Source organism: Agromyces solani (assembly GCF_058349925.1).
On record NZ_JBYRER010000002.1, the window covers coordinates 488,919 to 505,421 of the forward strand.

At 72.7% G+C, this 16,503-nt stretch carries 16 protein-coding genes and 1 tRNA gene; 14 read left to right on the forward strand and 3 right to left on the reverse strand.

Annotated elements, in window-relative coordinates:
* The first annotated feature begins 316 nt into the window (after nt 1-316).
* The 5 genes from AC3RJ7_RS10005 (at nt 317) to AC3RJ7_RS10025 (ending at nt 3,544) form a co-directional block, all read left to right on the forward strand.
* Nucleotides 317-1,453: a TadA family conjugal transfer-associated ATPase gene (locus AC3RJ7_RS10005; protein WP_491455687.1), complete on the forward strand. Its 1,137-nt coding sequence runs from the start codon at nt 317-319 to the stop codon at nt 1,451-1,453.
* Nucleotides 1,450-2,502, forward strand: a complete 1,053-nt coding sequence (locus AC3RJ7_RS10010) for a type II secretion system F family protein (RefSeq protein WP_491455688.1) — start codon at nt 1,450-1,452, stop codon at nt 2,500-2,502. Before AC3RJ7_RS10005 ends, AC3RJ7_RS10010 begins: the two co-directional genes overlap by 4 nt.
* Nucleotides 2,503-2,563: 61 nt before the next feature.
* Nucleotides 2,564-2,824: a DUF4244 domain-containing protein gene (locus AC3RJ7_RS10015; protein WP_491455689.1), complete on the forward strand. Its 261-nt coding sequence runs from the start codon at nt 2,564-2,566 to the stop codon at nt 2,822-2,824.
* A gap of 16 nt (nt 2,825-2,840) precedes the next feature.
* Nucleotides 2,841-3,149, forward strand: a complete 309-nt coding sequence (locus tag AC3RJ7_RS10020) for a TadE family type IV pilus minor pilin (RefSeq protein WP_491455690.1) — start codon at nt 2,841-2,843, stop codon at nt 3,147-3,149.
* Nucleotides 3,146-3,544, forward strand: a complete 399-nt coding sequence (locus AC3RJ7_RS10025) for an Rv3654c family TadE-like protein (protein ID WP_491455691.1) — start codon at nt 3,146-3,148, stop codon at nt 3,542-3,544. Before AC3RJ7_RS10020 ends, AC3RJ7_RS10025 begins: the two co-directional genes overlap by 4 nt.
* A 7-nt stretch (nt 3,545-3,551) precedes the next feature.
* Here the strand turns inward: AC3RJ7_RS10025 and AC3RJ7_RS10030 are convergent, their stop codons facing one another.
* Nucleotides 3,552-3,788 carry a hypothetical protein gene (locus AC3RJ7_RS10030; protein WP_491455692.1) on the reverse strand — a complete coding sequence of 79 codons (237 nt, stop codon included), beginning with the start codon at nt 3,786-3,788 and terminating at the stop codon, nt 3,552-3,554.
* Between the two features lie 207 nt (nt 3,789-3,995).
* On the opposite strand from AC3RJ7_RS10030, the gene topA reads away from it, so the two are divergent.
* The 5 genes from topA (at nt 3,996) to AC3RJ7_RS10055 (ending at nt 10,475) form a co-directional block, all read left to right on the forward strand.
* On the forward strand, nt 3,996-6,767 hold the full coding sequence (gene topA / locus AC3RJ7_RS10035; RefSeq protein ID WP_491455693.1) for a type I DNA topoisomerase: 2,772 nt from the start codon (nt 3,996-3,998) through the stop codon (nt 6,765-6,767).
* Nucleotides 6,768-6,793: 26 nt separating this feature from the next.
* The gene (gene tmk / locus AC3RJ7_RS10040; protein WP_491456156.1) at nt 6,794-7,423 is read left to right on the forward strand and encodes a dTMP kinase; all 630 of its coding nucleotides are present in this window, start codon (nt 6,794-6,796) and stop codon (nt 7,421-7,423) included.
* A gap of 34 nt (nt 7,424-7,457) precedes the next feature.
* A complete protein-coding gene (locus AC3RJ7_RS10045) occupies nt 7,458-8,672 on the forward strand; it encodes a DNA polymerase III subunit delta' (protein ID WP_491455694.1) in 1,215 nt (404 codons plus the stop codon).
* Nucleotides 8,669-10,252 carry an alpha/beta hydrolase gene (locus tag AC3RJ7_RS10050; protein ID WP_491455695.1) on the forward strand — a complete coding sequence of 528 codons (1,584 nt, stop codon included), beginning with the start codon at nt 8,669-8,671 and terminating at the stop codon, nt 10,250-10,252. Before AC3RJ7_RS10045 ends, AC3RJ7_RS10050 begins: the two co-directional genes overlap by 4 nt.
* Before the next feature lie 147 nt (nt 10,253-10,399).
* A tRNA-Thr gene (locus tag AC3RJ7_RS10055) sits at nt 10,400-10,475 on the forward strand.
* A gap of 212 nt (nt 10,476-10,687) precedes the next feature.
* On the opposite strand, the gene AC3RJ7_RS10060 is transcribed toward AC3RJ7_RS10055, so the two are convergent.
* Both AC3RJ7_RS10060 and AC3RJ7_RS10065 read right to left on the reverse strand, forming a co-directional pair.
* Nucleotides 10,688-11,512: an SGNH/GDSL hydrolase family protein gene (locus AC3RJ7_RS10060; protein WP_491455696.1), complete on the reverse strand. Its 825-nt coding sequence runs from the start codon at nt 11,510-11,512 to the stop codon at nt 10,688-10,690.
* Entirely contained in the window at nt 11,509-12,345 is an 837-nt protein-coding gene (locus tag AC3RJ7_RS10065) for an SGNH/GDSL hydrolase family protein (protein ID WP_491455697.1), read from the reverse strand. Before AC3RJ7_RS10065 ends, AC3RJ7_RS10060 begins: the two co-directional genes overlap by 4 nt.
* Nucleotides 12,346-12,445: 100 nt before the next feature.
* Between AC3RJ7_RS10065 and AC3RJ7_RS10070 the strand changes: the two genes are divergently transcribed.
* The 4 genes from AC3RJ7_RS10070 (at nt 12,446) to AC3RJ7_RS10085 (ending at nt 16,501) form a co-directional block, all read left to right on the forward strand.
* Nucleotides 12,446-13,432: a Gfo/Idh/MocA family protein gene (locus AC3RJ7_RS10070; protein WP_491455698.1), complete on the forward strand. Its 987-nt coding sequence runs from the start codon at nt 12,446-12,448 to the stop codon at nt 13,430-13,432.
* A gap of 51 nt (nt 13,433-13,483) precedes the next feature.
* Nucleotides 13,484-14,980 (forward strand): D-alanyl-D-alanine carboxypeptidase/D-alanyl-D-alanine-endopeptidase, encoded by a 1,497-nt coding sequence (locus AC3RJ7_RS10075; protein WP_491455699.1) that lies wholly within the window; start codon nt 13,484-13,486, stop codon nt 14,978-14,980.
* A 61-nt stretch (nt 14,981-15,041) separates the two neighbouring features.
* Nucleotides 15,042-15,680: an isochorismatase family protein gene (locus tag AC3RJ7_RS10080; RefSeq protein WP_491455700.1), complete on the forward strand. Its 639-nt coding sequence runs from the start codon at nt 15,042-15,044 to the stop codon at nt 15,678-15,680.
* A complete protein-coding gene (locus tag AC3RJ7_RS10085; protein WP_491455701.1) occupies nt 15,677-16,501 on the forward strand; it encodes an alpha/beta fold hydrolase in 825 nt (274 codons plus the stop codon). Before AC3RJ7_RS10080 ends, AC3RJ7_RS10085 begins: the two co-directional genes overlap by 4 nt.
* The last annotated feature ends 2 nt before the right edge of the window (nt 16,502-16,503 follow it).

The following is a 16,503-nucleotide window of genomic DNA, read 5'->3' on the forward strand; positions in this document are numbered from 1 at the left end:
TTGCGCAGAGATTTCTGAGTGTCCGCACAAATGAGGACAAAAAATGCTTGCGCATTGTTTCTGAGGCCGTACACTGAGTACCGCCCGAACACTCGTTTCGAGGCCTGCAGCACTTGAGATTCCCCCCAATCCTTGTGCTGCCGAGGCGGCACCTGTTCCCCCCAATGGGTGCCGCCCCCTTCTTTTAACGCACCGGTGCATGTCGCGGCCGGTGCCCGGCGAGAGCCCTCCTCCACAACGGTGTGGGGGAGGGCTCTCTGCACATCTCGGTGCGATGGATGCCTCGCGGTGCGACCCGCTCCATACGCTCGGCCCCATGAGCCTCCCATTCGTCGCGACGCCCTCGTGGCGAGCGAGTGCGGCGTCGCCGCCGGTGGATGCGGCCGATGGCGCCGGTGCCGCTGCGGGTGCCGGTGCTGCTGCGGCTGCCGGTTCCGCCGCCGCTGCCGGTCGGGCCGACCGGGCGGCGCGTGCTCCGTTCGTGCCGCGCCCGCCCGATGCCGCGCAGGTCGAGGCCGGTGCGGGCGGCTCCGTCGACCTGTCGGAGCTCGGGCCGCTCGAGCCCTTCGCCGCCGACGGTCCCGTCACCGACCTCTTCGTCAACGGATCCGCCGGGCTGTGGGTGGACCGCGGGCACGGTGCCCGCCATGAACCGGCGTGGTCGGCCGATGAGGCCGAGGTGCGGGCGCTCGCGGTGCGGTTGATCGCACGGGGCGGCCGTCATGTCGACGAGGCGACCCCGGCCGTCGACGTGCGGCTCGGACGAGGCATCCGCGTGCACGTCGTGCTGCCGCCGGTCTCGACCTGCGGCACGCTGGTCTCGGTGCGCATCCCGCGCGCGGCGGGCCGCTCGCTCGACGACCTCGCGCAGGGCGGCATGCTCGACGAGGCGCAGCGCGCTCGCCTCGCCGCGGCCGTCGCCGACCGGGAGAACCTCCTGATCACCGGCGCGGGCGGCACCGGCAAGACGACCCTGCTCGGCGCCCTGCTCAGCGCGGCGCCCGAAGCCGAGCGCATCGTCGTCATCGAGGACGTCGCCGAACTGCAGCTCGCCCACCCGCACGTCGCCGCCCTCGAGGCCCGCCAGCCGAACCTCGAGGGCACCGGGCGCATCGGGCTCGACGCGCTGCTGCGCGAAGCGCTGCGGATGCGGCCCGACCGGCTCGTCGTCGGCGAATGCCGCGGCGCGGAGCTGCGCGAGCTCCTGGCCGCGCTCAACACCGGGCACGACGGCGGGGCCGGCACCCTGCACGCCAACTCGCTCGCCGACGTGCCCGCACGCCTCGAGGCCCTCGGCGCGACGGCCGGTCTCACCGCCGAGGCCGTCGCACGGCAGACCGCCAGCGCCTTCGACCTCGTGCTGCATCTCGAACGCGTCGACGGCCGACGCCGGCTCGCGCAGGTCGGCCGATTCGAGCTCGACGGCGGCCGGCTCGGGATCGAGGCGCTGTGATCGCCCGACTGCGCCTGCGGCGCCGCGCCGACCCGGGGGCGGAGGTCGACGCCGTCGCCGGGCTCACCGAGCGGCTCGCCGTGCTGCTCTCCGCGGGCGTCCCCGCCGCGAGCGCCTGGCGGTACGTGTCGGTCGGGCGCACGACCGAGGGGAGAGCGGCGCGAACCTCCGACCGGGGGTCACCCGTCGAGGGCGCCGGGCCCGGGGCCCGGCGGGCGCCGACGGTCACGTCGCCCGAGCCCACCGCCGACGAGCGCGTGCTCGCCGCTGCGGCGGCTGCGGCGGCTGCGGGAGCGTCGGTCGCGGAGGCGATCGAGGGCGCCCGCCATGACCACGACGGCGCATCGTCGACCTGGGCGGTGCTCGCGGCGGCGTGGTCGGTCGCCGCCGAGGCCGGAGCGCCGCTCGCCACGACGCTGCGTGCGCTCGCGGTCGTGTTGCGCGACGAGGCCCAGCTGCGGCGCGACGTCGGAACGGCCCTCGCGGGCCCGGCGGCGAGCGCCCGGCTCGTCACGGCGCTTCCGGCGGTCGCGCTCGGTTTCGGGGCGCTGCTCGGGTTCGACACCGTCGGCGTGCTGCTCGGCAACCCGCTCGGCGTGACGTGCCTGGTGCTCGGCGGGCTGCTGCTCTGGGCCGGATCGCGCTGGAACCGGCGGCTCGCACGTGCCGCCTCGGCGTCGCGCGCCGACGCCGGCCTCGAACTCGAGCTGCTCGCGATCGCGATGTCGAGCGGTACCTCGATCGAACGCGCGCGCGGCCTGGCGCGAGCCGCCATGCGCCGGCACCTGCCGCACACCGGCGACGGCGACGTCGTCGAGGAGGTCGTCGGCCTGGCGACCCGGGCAGGTGCTCCGGTCGCCGAGCTGCTGCGGGCCGAGGCCTTCCGGGTGCGTCGCGCGGCGCGGACCGACGGCGAGGCGCGGGCGGCCGCGCTCGGCGTGGGGTTGATGCTGCCGCTCGGGCTCTGCGTGCTGCCGGCGTTCGTGCTGCTCGGCGTCGCGCCCCTGATGATCTCCGTCGTCACCGGCACCCTCGGCGGTGCCGGGTGACGCCCTCCGCCTCGTGCCGTCCATCCGCCGGTCCGCCGGCGCAATCGAAGGGAACACCGACATGCACAACCGATCCACCGAGACGACCGACGCGGCCGACGCCCGCGCCGAGTCGCACCCCGCGACCCCGCCCGGGCGCGACGGCCGGCTCCGCCGGCTCGCGCGACGGGTCGCGGGCGAGCGCGGTGCGGCGACCGCCGAGTACGCCGTCGCCACGATGGCCGCGGTCGGGTTCGCCGGGCTGCTCGTCGTCATCCTGCGGGGCGACGAGGTCCGCGGCATCCTCACCGATCTCGTGCGGAATGCGCTCACGGTCGGCTGATCGCGAACGCGGCAGCGTGACGGCGGAGTTCGCCGTCGCGCTGCCGGCGATCGCGCTCGTGCTCGCCGCCTGCCTCGGGGCGGTGCAGCTCGCCGCCCAGCAGGTGCGACTGACGGACGCGGCGGCCGATGCCGCTCGGGCGCTCGGCCGGGGCGAGGACGCCGGCCGGGCCCGGGCGATCGCGTCGCGGGTCGCGGGCGAAGTGGCGATCGAGGTCGACGACGACGGCGAGGTCGTCTGCGCGCTGCTCAGCACGTCGGGCACCGGCCTGCTCGCCGCCGTGCGGCTCGAAGCGCGATCGTGCGCACTCGGCGGCGGATTGTGACGCGCGCCGAGCCGGGCGATCGCCCGACGCCCGAAGCACGTCGTCGGCGCGTCGGCACCGACGAGGGCGGCGCCGCGACCGTCGTCGCCCTCGCGCTCGTCGGCGCGATCGTGCTCGTGTCGTCGCTCCTCGTGCCCGTGCTCGGTGCATTCGTGACGTCTCAGCGTGCGGCGAACGCCGCCGACGCCGCCGCCCTCGCCGCGGCCGATGCGTCGGCGGGCATCGTCGCCGGCGTTCCGTGCGAGCTCGCGGCCGAGCTCGCCGAGCGCAACGGGGCGCGCCTCGTCGCGTGCACGCTCGACGGTCCGGTGGCCGACATCGAGGTGAGCACGACGATGCTCGGGTTCGTCCTCTCGGCGCGAGCGCGAGCAGGCCCGCCGGGGTGGCGCGGCTGAGCGCCGGTCAGTCGAAGACGGTCTCGATGAACCGGTAGTCGACTGCGGACGGGCGATCGTCGCCCGGCGTCTCGAACTCGAGGCCGGCCGCACGGGAATAGATGTAGCGCTTGCCCGCTTCGGCGTTGAGCTCGAGCCGCGGCTTGGGGTCGCCCGTGTCGAGGAACCCCGTCGCGATGGTCTTGCCCTCGAGCGGGCCGTCGATCAGCTTGGCCGTGTACGAGCCGTGAGATGACGTGTCCATGCGGCCATTCTCCTCCGCCGCGGAGGAACCGCAAGGGGACGCGGCGAGTGGTCGAGCCGCGATTGGACGCGGTGGAGTGGGCGCGCTCCCGGTCGGAATGTGTATGGTGTGGCTGTCGGCGGAGCGAACCGCCGGCCACGGCACACCGCTCGGGGGCGCGGCATTCGATGTGCGTTCTCGTCTCAGAAGTGGAACAAGAGGAGTCTGGTGTCAGGCGCGAAAAAACTGGTGATCGTCGAGTCGCCGACCAAGATGAAGTCCATCGCCCAGTACCTGGGCGAGGGATACGAGGTGCTCTCGTCGGTGGGACACATCCGCGACCTGATCGAGCCGAAGAACCTTCCCGCCGAGCTCAAGAAGGGCCCGCTCGGCAAGTTCTCGGTCGACGTCGACAACGGCTTCGAGCCCTACTACGTCGTCAGCGACTCGAAGAAGAAGACGGTCGCCGAACTGAAGCGCGCGCTCAAGGGCGCCGACGAACTCCTGCTCGCCACCGATGAGGACCGCGAGGGCGAGGCCATCGCGTGGCACCTCCTGCAGGAGCTCAAGCCCAAGGTGCCCGTGCGCCGCATGGTCTTCCACGAGATCACGAAGGACGCGATCCAGAAGGCGAAGGACAACACCCGCGAGCTCGACACCGCGCTCGTCGACGCGCAGGAGACCCGGCGCATCCTCGACCGCCTCTACGGCTACGAGGTGTCGCCCGTGCTCTGGCGGAAGGTCGGTCCCGGCCTCTCGGCGGGTCGCGTGCAGTCGGCCGCCACCCGTCTGGTCGTCGATCGCGAGCGCGAACGGCTCGCCTTCGTGGCGGCCGGCTACTGGGACCTGATCGGCACCTTCGCCACGGACGCCGCGGGCAGCGCCTTCGACGCGAAGCTCGTGCGCGTGGGCGGCGAGCGGATCGCGACGGGCCGCGACTTCGACGATGCCGGGAAGCTCACCTCGAAGGCCGTCGTCATCGACGAGGCGACCGCCCAGGCGCTCGCCGCGGCGCTCCGCGACGACACGGTCGCCCGCCGGGTCTCGAAGCTCGAGACGAAGCCGTACTCGCGCCGCCCGGCGGCGCCGTTCACGACGTCGACCCTGCAGCAGGAGGCCGCGCGCAAGCTCCGCCTCTCGGCGAAGGACACGATGCGCGTGGCGCAGTCGCTCTACGAGAACGGCTACATCACCTATATGCGCACCGACTCGAACTCGCTGTCGCAGCAGGCGATCTCGGCCGCTCGCGCGCAGGCGAGCTCGCTCTACGGCGCCGACTCGGTGCCCGACAAGCCCCGCGTCTACGCTGGCAAGTCGAAGAACGCGCAGGAGGCGCACGAGGCCATCCGCCCGTCGGGCGAGGTCTTCCGCACGCCCGCCTCGCTGCAGGGTGCCCTGCGCGGTCGCGAGTTCGAACTGTACGACCTGATCTGGAAGCGCACGGTCGCCTCGCAGATGGCCGATGCGAAGGGCCAGACCGCGACGGTCACGATCGAGGTCGGGCCGACGGATGCCTCGGCGTCGTCGCCCGCCGGCGCGACGACGAAGGTCGGGGGCACCGTCGCGGAGTTCACCGCGAGCGGCACCGTCATCACCTTCCGCGGCTTCCTCGCCGCGTACGAGGAGGGCCGTGACGAGGAGCGCAACCGCGACGACGCCTCGGGCGACGCGAAGCTCCCGCAGCTCGCGGAGGGCCAAGCGCTGAAGCTCGAGGAGCTCGAGGCCAAGGGCCACGAGACGAGCCCGCCGCCGCGCTACACCGAGGCCAGCCTCGTCAAGCGCCTGGAAGAGCTCGGGATCGGCCGCCCCTCGACGTTCGCCTCGATCATCTCGACGATCATCGACCGCGGTTACGTCACGCAGCGCGGTCAGGCGCTCGTGCCGAGCTGGGTGGCGTTCTCGGTGGTGCGCCTGCTCGAAGAGCACTTCGGCGACCTCGTGGAGTACGACTTCACCGCCGAGATGGAGGACGACCTCGACCACATCGCGGCCGGCGAGGCCGACCGCGTCGACTGGCTCTCGAGCTTCTACTTCGGCTCCGAGAAGCACCGCGGCCTCCGCCAGGTCGTCGACAACCTCGGCGACATCGATGCGCGCGAGATCAACTCGGTCGCGATCGCGCCCGACATCACGTTGCGCATCGGGAAGTACGGCCCCTACCTCGAGACCGTCGATGCGGATGCCGCGGCCGACGCCGCACCGCGACGGGTGAACCTGCCCGAGGGTCTCGCACCCGACGAACTCACCGAGGCGAAGGCCCGCGAGCTCATCGAGGCCCCCGTGCAGGGCGACCGCGTGCTCGGCCTGAACCCCGAGAACGGCAAGCAGGTCGTCGTGAAGGACGGCCGGTTCGGTCCGTACGTGACCGAGGTCGAGCCCGAGCCCGAGGCGTCGGCCGAGGCCGCCGTCGACCCCGCCACGGGCGAGGTCGTCGAGGCCTCGAAGCCCAAGCGCGGCGCCAAGAAGGCGGCCGCGCCGAAGCCGCGCACCGCTTCGCTCTTCAAGAGCATGCAGATCGAAGAGGTCGACCTCGCGACGGCGCTGAAGCTGCTCGACCTGCCGCGCGTCGTCGGACTCGACCCCGAGTCGGGCGTCGAGATCACGGCGCAGAACGGCCGCTACGGTCCGTACCTCAAGAAGGACGCCGACACCCGGACCCTCCCGAGCGAGGATGCGATCTTCGACATCGACCTCGCCGGTGCCCTCGAACTGTTCGCGCAGCCGAAGTACGGCGCCCGCCGCGCCTCGAGCGCGCTCAAGGAGTTCGAGAACGACCCGGTGAGCGGCAAGCCGATCAAGGTGAAGGACGGCCGCTTCGGCCCGTACGTCACCGACGGCACGACGAACGCGACGATCCCGCGGGCGGAGTCCGTCGAGGACATCACCTTCGAGCGTGCGGTCGAGCTGCTGCAGATCAAGCGCGACAAGGGCCCGGCGGCGCCGCGCAAGAAGGCGCCCGCCAAGAAGCCGGCGGCGAAGAAGACGGCGTCGAAGAAGTGACCGGTGTCGACCCGGCGACCGGTCCGATGACCGGCACGGGCCTCTTCATCACCCTCGAGGGCGGCGACGGCTCGGGAAAGACGACCCAGGCCGAGCTGCTGCGCGAGTGGCTCGCCGGCGAGGGCCGAACGGTGCTGCGCACCCGCGAGCCGGGCGGTACCGAGGTCGGCGTCGAGGTGCGCGAGATCGTGCTGCATCACCGCGGGGACATCGCTCCCCGCGCCGAGGCGCTGCTCTACGCCGCCGACCGCGCCCAGCACATCGCCACCGTGGTGCGTCCGGCGCTCGCGCGCGGCGAGGTCGTCATCCAGGACCGGTACATCGACTCGTCGGTCGCCTACCAGGGTGCCGGTCGCGTGCTCGACCCGGAGGCCGTGCGCGGCCTGTCGGAGTGGGCGACCGAGGGGCTCATGCCCGACCTCACCATCCTGCTCGACCTCGACGCCTCGGCGGCCCGAGGCCGGCTCGACGAGGCGCGCACCCGGTACGACCGGCTCGAGGCCGAGGCATCCGAGTTCCACGACCGGGTGCGCGCGGCGTACCTCGCACTCGCCGAGGCCGAGCCCGAGCGGTTCCTCGTCGTCGACGCGTCGGCACCGGTCGACGTGATCGCCGCGACCATCCGCGAGCGCGTCGCGACGCTGACCGGACTCTGAGTCCCGCGTCGGCGGTGGAAGGTAGCGTTGACCCGTGAGCGTGTGGAGCGAGCTGACCGGCCAGGAGGCGGCGATCGCCGTGTTCCGGGCGGCCGCCGAGGCCGCCGGCGTCCGCCGCGAGGCATCCCCGGCCGGTGACGGCGAGCGCCCCTCGACGGCGTCCTCGTCGCAGCAGATGACCCACTCGTGGCTCATCACGGGCCCGCCCGGGTCAGGTCGGTCGAACCTCGCGTACGCGTTCGCGACCGCGCTCATCTCGGGGGTGCCCGACGGCGACGAGGCGACGCGCATCCAGGTCGACGCGCGCAGCCATCCCGACCTCCACGTGCTCGCGACCGAAGGCGTGATCATCAAGCGCGACGACGTGCGCGACATCGTCAAGCGCTCGCACTACGCGCCGTCCATCGGACGGCACCGCGTGATCATCGTCGAAGACGCCGACCGCATGACCGAGCACACCTCGAACTTCCTGCTGAAAGAGCTCGAGGAGCCGCCGGAGCGCACCGTCTGGATCCTCTGCGCGCCGAGCGAGGCCGACCTCATTCCGACCATCCGCTCGCGCGTGCGCTCCGTGCGGCTGCAGGTGCCGAGCGTCGCCGACGTCGCGGCCCTCCTCGTGCGCCGCGACGGCGTCGACGCCGACCTCGCCGAGCGCGCCGCCCGCGAGGCGCAGAGCCACATCGGCATGGCCCATCGACTCGCGACCGACGAGCAGGCCCGCGCGCGCCGCTCCGAGACGCTCGAGTTGGCGCTCGACGTGCGTTCGACGGCCGGGGCGGTCATGACCGCGGCGCGATTCCTCGAGATCGCCGGCGACGACGCGAAGGCGATCACCGAGCTCCGCGACGCGGAGGAGCGCGAGCACGCGCTGCACTCGCTCGGCATCGCGCCGGGCCAGGCCGTGCCGCCGGCCCTCCGGCCGCAGTTGAAGGCGCTCGAGGACGACCAGAAGCGTCGCGCGACGCGGAGCCTCCGCGACGGCATCGACCGGATCCTCGTCGACCTCGCCTCGCTCTACCGCGACATCCTGCTCATCCAGCTCGGGGCCGACGTCGAACTCGTCAATCGCGAGCTGCTGCCGCGGCTCGAGCGCGCCGCCGCGCAGGCGCCGCCCGCTCGCACCCTCGCAACGCTCGACGCGATCCAGACCGCGCGCACCCGCATCGAGGGCAACGTCCAGCCCGCCCTCGCGCTCGAGGCCATGCTGGTCTCCGCGGTGCGCCCCACCGACCATCGAAGGGCCGCATGACCGACACGACCTCCAGCCGGGCCATCGCCGCACGACGGTCTGCGACGACCCGGACGCCTCGTGGCCGGCGCAGTGGCGCGGTCGTCGCCGCGCTCGTCGCCGTGCTCGCCCTGAGCGGCTGCGTGCCCTCCCTCGTCGACTCGAAGCCGCCGGTCTCGACGCCGACGGGCGAGCAGGTGTCGGCCGAGCTCGAACCGTTCTACACCCAGGTGCTCGAGTGGGAGCGCTGCGGCGACGGGCTCGGGTGCGCCACCGCGAAGGCACCGCTCGACTGGAGCGACCCGTCGGCCGGGGAGATCGACCTCGCGCTCGTGCGCCACGTCGCCGACGGCGACAAGCTCGGCTCGCTGCTCGTGAATCCGGGCGGTCCCGGCGGGTCGGGCTACGACTTCATCCACGACTCGCTCGACTACGCGGTCGGGCAGCCGCTGCAGGACCGCTTCGACGTCGTCGGCTTCGACCCCCGCGGGGTGGGCCGTTCGACGGCGGTGACGTGCTACGAGCCCGCCGAGATGGACGACTACCTGTACGGCATCCAGCCGGCCGAGCGCGGCAGCGACGAGTGGATCACCGCGGTCGGCGAGGCCGCGGCCGACTTCGGCGACGCCTGCGCCGAGAACACCGGTGACCTGCTCGCCAACGTCGACACCGTGAGCGCGGCTCGCGACCTCGACCTGCTGCGCGCGATCCTCGGCGACGAGAAGCTCAACTACCTCGGGTACTCGTACGGCACCTTCCTCGGCGCGACGTTCGCCGAGCTCTACCCCGAGAAGGTCGGCAGACTCGTGCTCGACGGCGCGATCGACCCGGCCGCGAGCGACTTCGAGGTGACGAAGGCCCAGGCCGTCGGCTTCGAGCAGGCGCTCGACGCCTACCTCGAAGACTGCCTGGGCACCGAGGACTGCCCGTTCGACGGCAGCGTCGACGAGGCTCGCGAGGAGATCGGGCGCCTCCTCGCCTCGGTCGACGAGAGCCCGCTGCGCGGCAGCGACGGTCGCCTGGTCGGCGCCGACACGCTCCTCACCGCGATCATCTACCCGCTCTACAGCGCCGATTCGTGGAGCTACCTGAGCGAGATGCTCGAGGCGACCATCTTCGGCGACGGCGACCCGGCGCTCGCCTTCGCCGATGCCTACAACGGCCGCAACCCCGACGGCACCTACCTCGACAACTCGACGGAGTCGTTCCGGGCCGTGAACTGCCTCGATTACACGTACCAGTCCGACGTCGACGTCATGCGGGAGCGAGCGGCGGAGATCGCCGAAGCGGCGCCGACGATCGGACCGTACATGGGCTACGGCGATCTGAGCTGCGTGAACTGGCCGTACCAGTCGACCCGAGAGCGTGCGGAGATCCATGCGGCCGGCGCCGACCCCATCATGGTCGTGGGCACCACGGGCGACCCGGCGACTCCGTACGAGTGGGCCGTCGCGCTGGCCGACCAGCTCGATTCGGGCGTGCTCGTGAGCTACGACGGCGAGGGGCACACCGCCTACAACAAGTCGAACACGTGCGTGAGCGACGCCGTCGAGTCGTACTTCATCGAGGGCACGTTGCCGTCGAGCGACCCTCAGTGCTGACCGCCTCGACGACGGGCCGGCCGTCGCGCCGACGGCCGGGACGAGGCATCCGAATCGGTGCGCGGCGGGCGTGGTCATTCGCACCCCTCCGCATCCGCTACTATTGACTCTCGTGCCACGCGGTGCGCTTCACGCAACGCGAGTCACGCCGCCTTAGCTCAGTCGGCAGAGCGTCTCACTCGTAATGAGAAGGTCGTGGGTTCGATTCCCACAGGCGGCTCCACTCGAAGGCCCCGGTCCGCCGGGGCCTTCGGCGTATCCGGACGGCCGCCGCTCGACGCCTCGCCGGGGCGCCCCCGCACGGGCGAGCCTGGCGTCCCGGGGGGCGCCGTTTCGCCGGGCGGTCCGGGGGAGTGGGATCCGGCGCACGATGGGCCCGGGGTCACCGGGCCCATCGCACGCTCCCGCGGGAGGTGGCGGGAGGCTTGGAGGACGTCAGCCGAGTGCCGGCTTCACGAGCGTCGCGTAGTTGGCGTATCCCGTCGAGTTCGGGTGGAAGGCCGCCGTCGTGTTGAACCAGCTGAAGCTGTTGATCCACGGCGACGAACTGCCGATGCCGTGACCCGCGAACGCGGCCTCGACGTCGACGAAGACCGCCCCGTTCGCGACGGCGGTCGCCTCGAGCACATCGTTGAGGGCCGACGTGTCGGCGTTCACCCGCGCGGCGTACGCGTAGCCCGACGGCTCGTTGAAGAGCCTCGGGTAGCCGGCGACGACGATCTTCCCGTCGGTTGCGAGCCGCGGCTTGATCTGCGCGATGACGTTCGCGACGAGCCCGGCGATGGTGCCGTTCGCGACCTTCGTCTCGGCCGCCGTGAGCTGCGACTGGCACGTCGTGTTCGAGATGAGCACGAAGCAGTTCTGCATGATGCTCGAGAACCCGAGGTCGTTGCCGCCGACGGTCAGCGTCACGCGCTTGGTGCCGACGGGGATCGCGGGAACCTGTCCTGCGGTCACCTCGACGGTCGAGGCCCCCGAGCACGCCGGGAAGGCGGTGAGCTTCAGGTTCGGTTCGGCGTCGAGGCGCTTCGGATAACTGTTGTTGCTCCGGTAGCAGCTCGTGTCGAGGTAGCTGCCGCCGCCCTGGCCCGCGGCGAACGAGTCGCCGAGCGCGGCGTAGGTCAGCTCGTTCGATCCGCCTCCGCCGCCGGGCTTGCCGCCGCCGCCTTTGGCGGCGAAGGCGGGCGAGGCACCCGCGAGGGCGAGGGCGACGACGACGATCGCGGCGGATGCCGCGGCGAGTGCTCGGCGGGCGTTCACGGTGCCACCCCCAGGTAGGCGTCGTGCAGGAGCTCGGCGTAGGCCTCGTAGCCGGCCGCGTTCGGATGGAGGAAGGTGATGGGATCGCTCGGGTCGGCCCCGATCCACGCCGCAGGGCCCGACGCGGCGCCGTGCCCGGCGAAGGCTTCGGCGACTCCGACGAACCCGACGGGGACGCCCTGCGCGCCCGCCGCTTGGGCGACCGCTCCCGCGATCTGCAGGTTGAGCGTCTCGACCGCCCCGTCGACATCGGCGGGGACGCCGGGTAGGGCGTGGTCGAACGGGACGGGATACCCCGTCACGAGGATCTGCGCGTTCGGCGACCGGTCGTGCACCGCGCCGACGAGGGCGATCATGCGCGACACGACGACGCCGGATGCGAGCGTCGCCCCGGAGGCCGCGTACGCCTGTGCGCAGGCCTGCGTCGACGGGTCGGGCACGCAGGCGGCGTAGACCGCGCCGATGTCGAGGTCGCCGGCTCCCGCGGTGATCGTGACGAGGGTCGTACCGCGGTTCAGCTGGCCGAGCTGGGTCGTGGACACCTCGGTGATCGTGGCGCCGCTGCATCCGGCGTTGCGCAGGAGGTTGATGCGAGGCTCGCCGTCGAGCCGTTCCGCGTATCCTGCGCCGGTGCGCAGGCAGGCGTCGAGCGGCACGCCGCCGCCCTGGCCGGCGGCGATCGAGTCGCCGAGGGCGACGTACTTCGCGACCGGATGCTCCGGTGGAGCCGCCTGCGCGGGCGATGCGAACCCGAACGGGATCGCGAGGAGGACGGAGGCGAGCGCGGCGGCGATGAGGCCGCGACGCGCCGGCCGGGGTGAAGGCGCGTTCATGAACCAACGCTAGGAGAGAAAGTGAGTGATCCGCATCTCCCAGATCAGGGGGTGCCGGGACCGGCGGGCGCCTCGTCGCCGGGGCAATAGTCTTGAGCGCATGACCGAACCTCTGCGCTGGGGCATTCTCGCGACGGGTGGCATCGCCCGCCTCTTCACGGCCGACCTGCGGCTCCACGGCTTCGATGTGCGGGCCGTGGGCTCGCGGTCCGAGGCATCCGCCGCCCGCTTCGCCGACGACTTCGAGATCGAACGCGTGCACGGCAGCTACGAATCGCTCGTGACCGACGCCGAGGTCGACGTCGTCTACGTCGCGACGCCGCACCCGATGCACGCGGAGAACGCGGTCCGAGCCCTCGAGGCGGGCAAGCACGTGCTCGTCGAGAAGGCGTTCACGCTCAACGAGGCCGAGGCGCGCCGCATCGCGGATGCCGCGGAGGCGAACGGGCGCGTCGCCCTCGAGGCGATGTGGACGAGGTACCTGCCGCACATGGTGCGCATCCGCGAGCTCGTCGCGAGCGGTGCCCTCGGCGAGCTGCGCGGCATCATCGCCGACCACACCCAGCTCCTCTCCGAAGACCCGCTGCACCGGCTCAACGCCCTCGAGCTCGGCGGCGGCGCGCTGCTCGACCTCGGCATCTACCCGATCTCGTTCGCGTGGGACCTCTTCGGCGAGCCGGCCGAGATCACCGCGGCGGCCACGTTCAAGCCGACGGGCGCCGACGCGCAGGTGTCGGCCGTCTTCGGGTACGACGGCGGACGCATGGCGACGACGTTCTCGGCATCGAACACGCAGGGGCCCAACACCGCGGTGGTGCTCGGCTCGGAGGCGCGCATCGACATCGACTCGGTCTGGTACTCGCCGACGACGTTCCGCGTGGTGCGTCCCGACGGAGAGGTCGTCGAGGAGTACGTCTCGCGCGTCGAGGGCCGCGGCATGCACTACCAGGCGGCCGCGCTCGAGCGCTGCGTGGCCGAAGGGCGGCTCGACGGCGGCGACATCCTGCCGACACGTCAGAGCGTCGCGATCATGGGGACCCTCGACCGCATCCGCGCGCAGATCGGCCTCGCCTACCCCGGGGAGTGAGCGGGCGGCGGCTCCGTACCGCTTCCAGCGAGCGGCGCGTATGATGCCCGGGTGCACGACGAGACGGATGCCGCGGGCGAGACGCCGCGCTCCGGCGACGCCGCGGGCGGTGCCGGCGAGCCGCTGAAGGGCGGCGCCGAGGCATCCGTCTTCGGGTTCGTGCGCAAGCACCGGGTGCCGCTCGCCGTCACCGGCGGCGTGCTCGCCCTCGCGCTCGCGGGAACCGCGGCCGTGTTCGCCGGTGCCGCGACGGTCGCCGACCGGCCCGCGGCCGCCGCGCCCACGCCGAGCGAGACCCCGACGCCGACCCCCGAGGTTCGGCCCGCGCCGGCCTCGCCGGCGGCTGCCGGCCGAATCCGCACCTGCTCGGTCGCCGACCGTGCGGCCGACCCGAGGCTCGCGAACCTGCAGGCGCAGGTGATGAACGCGAAGACCGGCGAGGTTCTCTTCGACCGTGGCGGCTCGACGCCGTCGCGCACGGCGAGCGTCATGAAGGTGCTGACCTCGGCCGCGGCGTTCTCGGTGCTCGGTCCCGACCACCGCGCCACCACGACCGTGGTGAAGGGTGCCGAGCCCGGAACGGTCGTGCTCGTCGGCGGAGGCGACGTGACGCTCTCGCGCACGCCGTCGGGCGACGAGACCGCCTACCCCGGCGCCGCGCACCTCGACGACCTCGCCGCCCAGGTGCGGGCGGAATGGGCGGCCGACCCGTCCAACCCGCCGATCACGAAGCTCGTGCTCGACGCGTCGTACTTCGGCGGCGACGAGTGGCAGCCCAGCTGGGACCTCGTCGAGCGCGAGGACGGCTACATGTCGAACATCACGGCACTCATGGTCGACGGCGACCGCGACGACCCCTACACGAACACGTCGTGGCGCAGCGACGACCCGATCAGCCGCGCCGGCCTCGCGTTCGCCGAGGAGCTCGGCGGCATCGCGACGATCGAGCGCGGCACCGCACCGGCCGGCGCCCAGCAGCTCGGGCAGGTCGTGTCGCCGACCGTCGCCGAGCTCGTCGACAAGGCCCTCGTCGTCTCCGACAACACCGTCGCCGAGATGCTCGCCAGGCTCGTCGCGATCGAGACCGGCTCGGGCAACACGTTCGAGGCGATCAACGCCGGCGTGCTCGAAGGGCTCGCCGCCTACGGGGTCGACACGACCGGTATCACGGTCGTCGACGGCTCCGGGCTCTCCGACGACAACGCGGTGCCGCCGTCGTACCTCACGAGGCTCTTCGTCAAGATCAACGCCCGCGAAGGGCACCTCGGACACCTGCTCGACTCGCTGCCCGTGTCGGGCGAGCGCGGTTCGCTCGCCTACGACGACCGGTTCTGGGGCGACAACGCGGTCGCCGACGGACGGGTCATCGCCAAGACCGGGTGGATCAACACCGGCTACACGCTCTCCGGCGTCGTGCGCGCCGAGGACGGCACCGACCTCACGTTCGCCATCTACGCGCTCGGCGACGTCACCGACGAGGCGAAGACCGCGATCGACACGCTCGCGACCGGCTTCTACCTCTGCGGCGACAACCTGTCGAACCGGTAGCGCGCGGACCGGTTCCGCGCCGGGGCTCCCCGCCGCGCGCCGACGGGGGGAGAATGGAGCCATGACCCGGGCCCTGTTCATCATCGACGTGCAGAACGACTTCACCGAGGGCGGCGCGCTCGGCGTGGACGGCGGTGCGGCCGTCGCCGCCGGCGTCACCGAGCTGCTCGCGAACCACCGAGACGCCTACTCGATCGTCATCGCCTCGCGCGACTGGCACTCGGGCGACAACGACAACGGCGGCCACTTCGCGACCGACGCCGAACCCGACTTCGTCGACACCTGGCCGCCGCACTGCGTCGCGGGCACCCTCGGCGCCGAGTACCACCCGGCGCTCGCGGTCGACGAGATCGACGTGCACATCCGCAAGGGGCAGGGCGTGCCCGCGTACTCGATCTACGAGGGCACCGACGACGCGGGCGACACGGTGAGCGAGGTGCTCGGCCGCCACGGCATCACCGACGTCGACGTCGTCGGCATCGCCACCGACTACTGCGTTCGGGCGAGCGCGCTCGACGCGCTCGAGCACGGCCAGCACGTGCGCGTGCTCACCGACCTCGTCGCCGGCGTCGCCGCCGAGTCGTCGGCCGCCGCGCTCGCCGAACTCGGACACGCCGGGGCGACCATCGACGACTCGACCGCCGTCGGCGCGGCCGGTGCGGACGACGCCCGCCCCGAGGCATCCGGAGCCGCCGAATGATCGGAGCGCCGGCCGGCCGGCCGGCGCTGTACGCCGAGGCGGTCGACGGCGCGCTCATCGCGTACCGCGTCCACCGCGAGGGTGTGGCGGATGACTCGGCCGCTCCCGGCCGCCCGCCCGTGCTGCTCGTGCACGGCTTCGCCTCGAACGCGCGCATCACGTGGGAGGGCACGGGCTGGGTGAAGTCCCTGCTGGCGACGGCCCGCACCGTGATCACGGTCGACCTGCGCGGCCACGGCGAGAGCGACACGCCGATCGACGCCGAGGCGTACCGTTCGGCGGTGCTCGGCGCCGACCTCGTCGCCGTGCTCGACTCCGCCGGCGTCCCGACCGTCGACGTCATCGCCTACTCGATGGGATGCCGCGTGGCGTCGGCGTTCACCGAGCTCGCGCCCGAGCGGGTCGGCCGCGTGGTGCTCGGCGGCGCAGGGCCCCGCGAGCACTTCGCCGCGTGGCGGATCGACGAGGTGCGGGCGCTGCTCATCGACGGCGTCCCGTCGACCGACCCGGTCATCGAGCAGGTGCTGCGGCCGGCGCTCGACGCGGGGGCCGACCCCGAGGTGCTGCTCGCGGTGGTCTCGGGATTCGCGGGCTCGCCGCTCGCGGTGCCGGGAGCGACTCCGGTGCTGTTCGTCGCGGGCGAGCTCGACCCCGTGCCGGCCGGCGCGCAGGAGCTCGCGCTCGACTGGGGCGCGGATTTCGTCTCGGTGCCGGGGCGCGACCACGTGTCGACGCTGACCTCGCGCGTCTTCAAGGACGCGGCGATCGAGTTCCTGGCGGACGGCATGAGCGCCCACGACGCGGCCGATCGGCCAGAATGAAC

What these genes read in the sequence shown, in the direction of transcription:
- AC3RJ7_RS10005 (WP_491455687.1), top strand. Translation starts at nt 317, where the DNA reads ATGAGCCTCCCATTCGTCGCGACGCCCTCGTGGCGAGCGAGTGCGGCG.
- AC3RJ7_RS10015 (WP_491455689.1), top strand. Translation starts at nt 2,564, where the DNA reads ATGCACAACCGATCCACCGAGACGACCGACGCGGCCGACGCCCGCGCC.
- AC3RJ7_RS10030 (WP_491455692.1), bottom strand. Translation starts at nt 3,788, where the DNA reads ATGGACACGTCATCTCACGGCTCGTACACGGCCAAGCTGATCGACGGC.
- tmk (WP_491456156.1), top strand. Translation starts at nt 6,794, where the DNA reads ATGACCGGCACGGGCCTCTTCATCACCCTCGAGGGCGGCGACGGCTCG.
- AC3RJ7_RS10050 (WP_491455695.1), top strand. Translation starts at nt 8,669, where the DNA reads ATGACCGACACGACCTCCAGCCGGGCCATCGCCGCACGACGGTCTGCG.
- AC3RJ7_RS10065 (WP_491455697.1), bottom strand. Translation starts at nt 12,345, where the DNA reads ATGAACGCGCCTTCACCCCGGCCGGCGCGTCGCGGCCTCATCGCCGCC.
- AC3RJ7_RS10070 (WP_491455698.1), top strand. Translation starts at nt 12,446, where the DNA reads ATGACCGAACCTCTGCGCTGGGGCATTCTCGCGACGGGTGGCATCGCC.
- AC3RJ7_RS10080 (WP_491455700.1), top strand. Translation starts at nt 15,042, where the DNA reads ATGACCCGGGCCCTGTTCATCATCGACGTGCAGAACGACTTCACCGAG.
- AC3RJ7_RS10085 (WP_491455701.1), top strand. Translation starts at nt 15,677, where the DNA reads ATGATCGGAGCGCCGGCCGGCCGGCCGGCGCTGTACGCCGAGGCGGTC.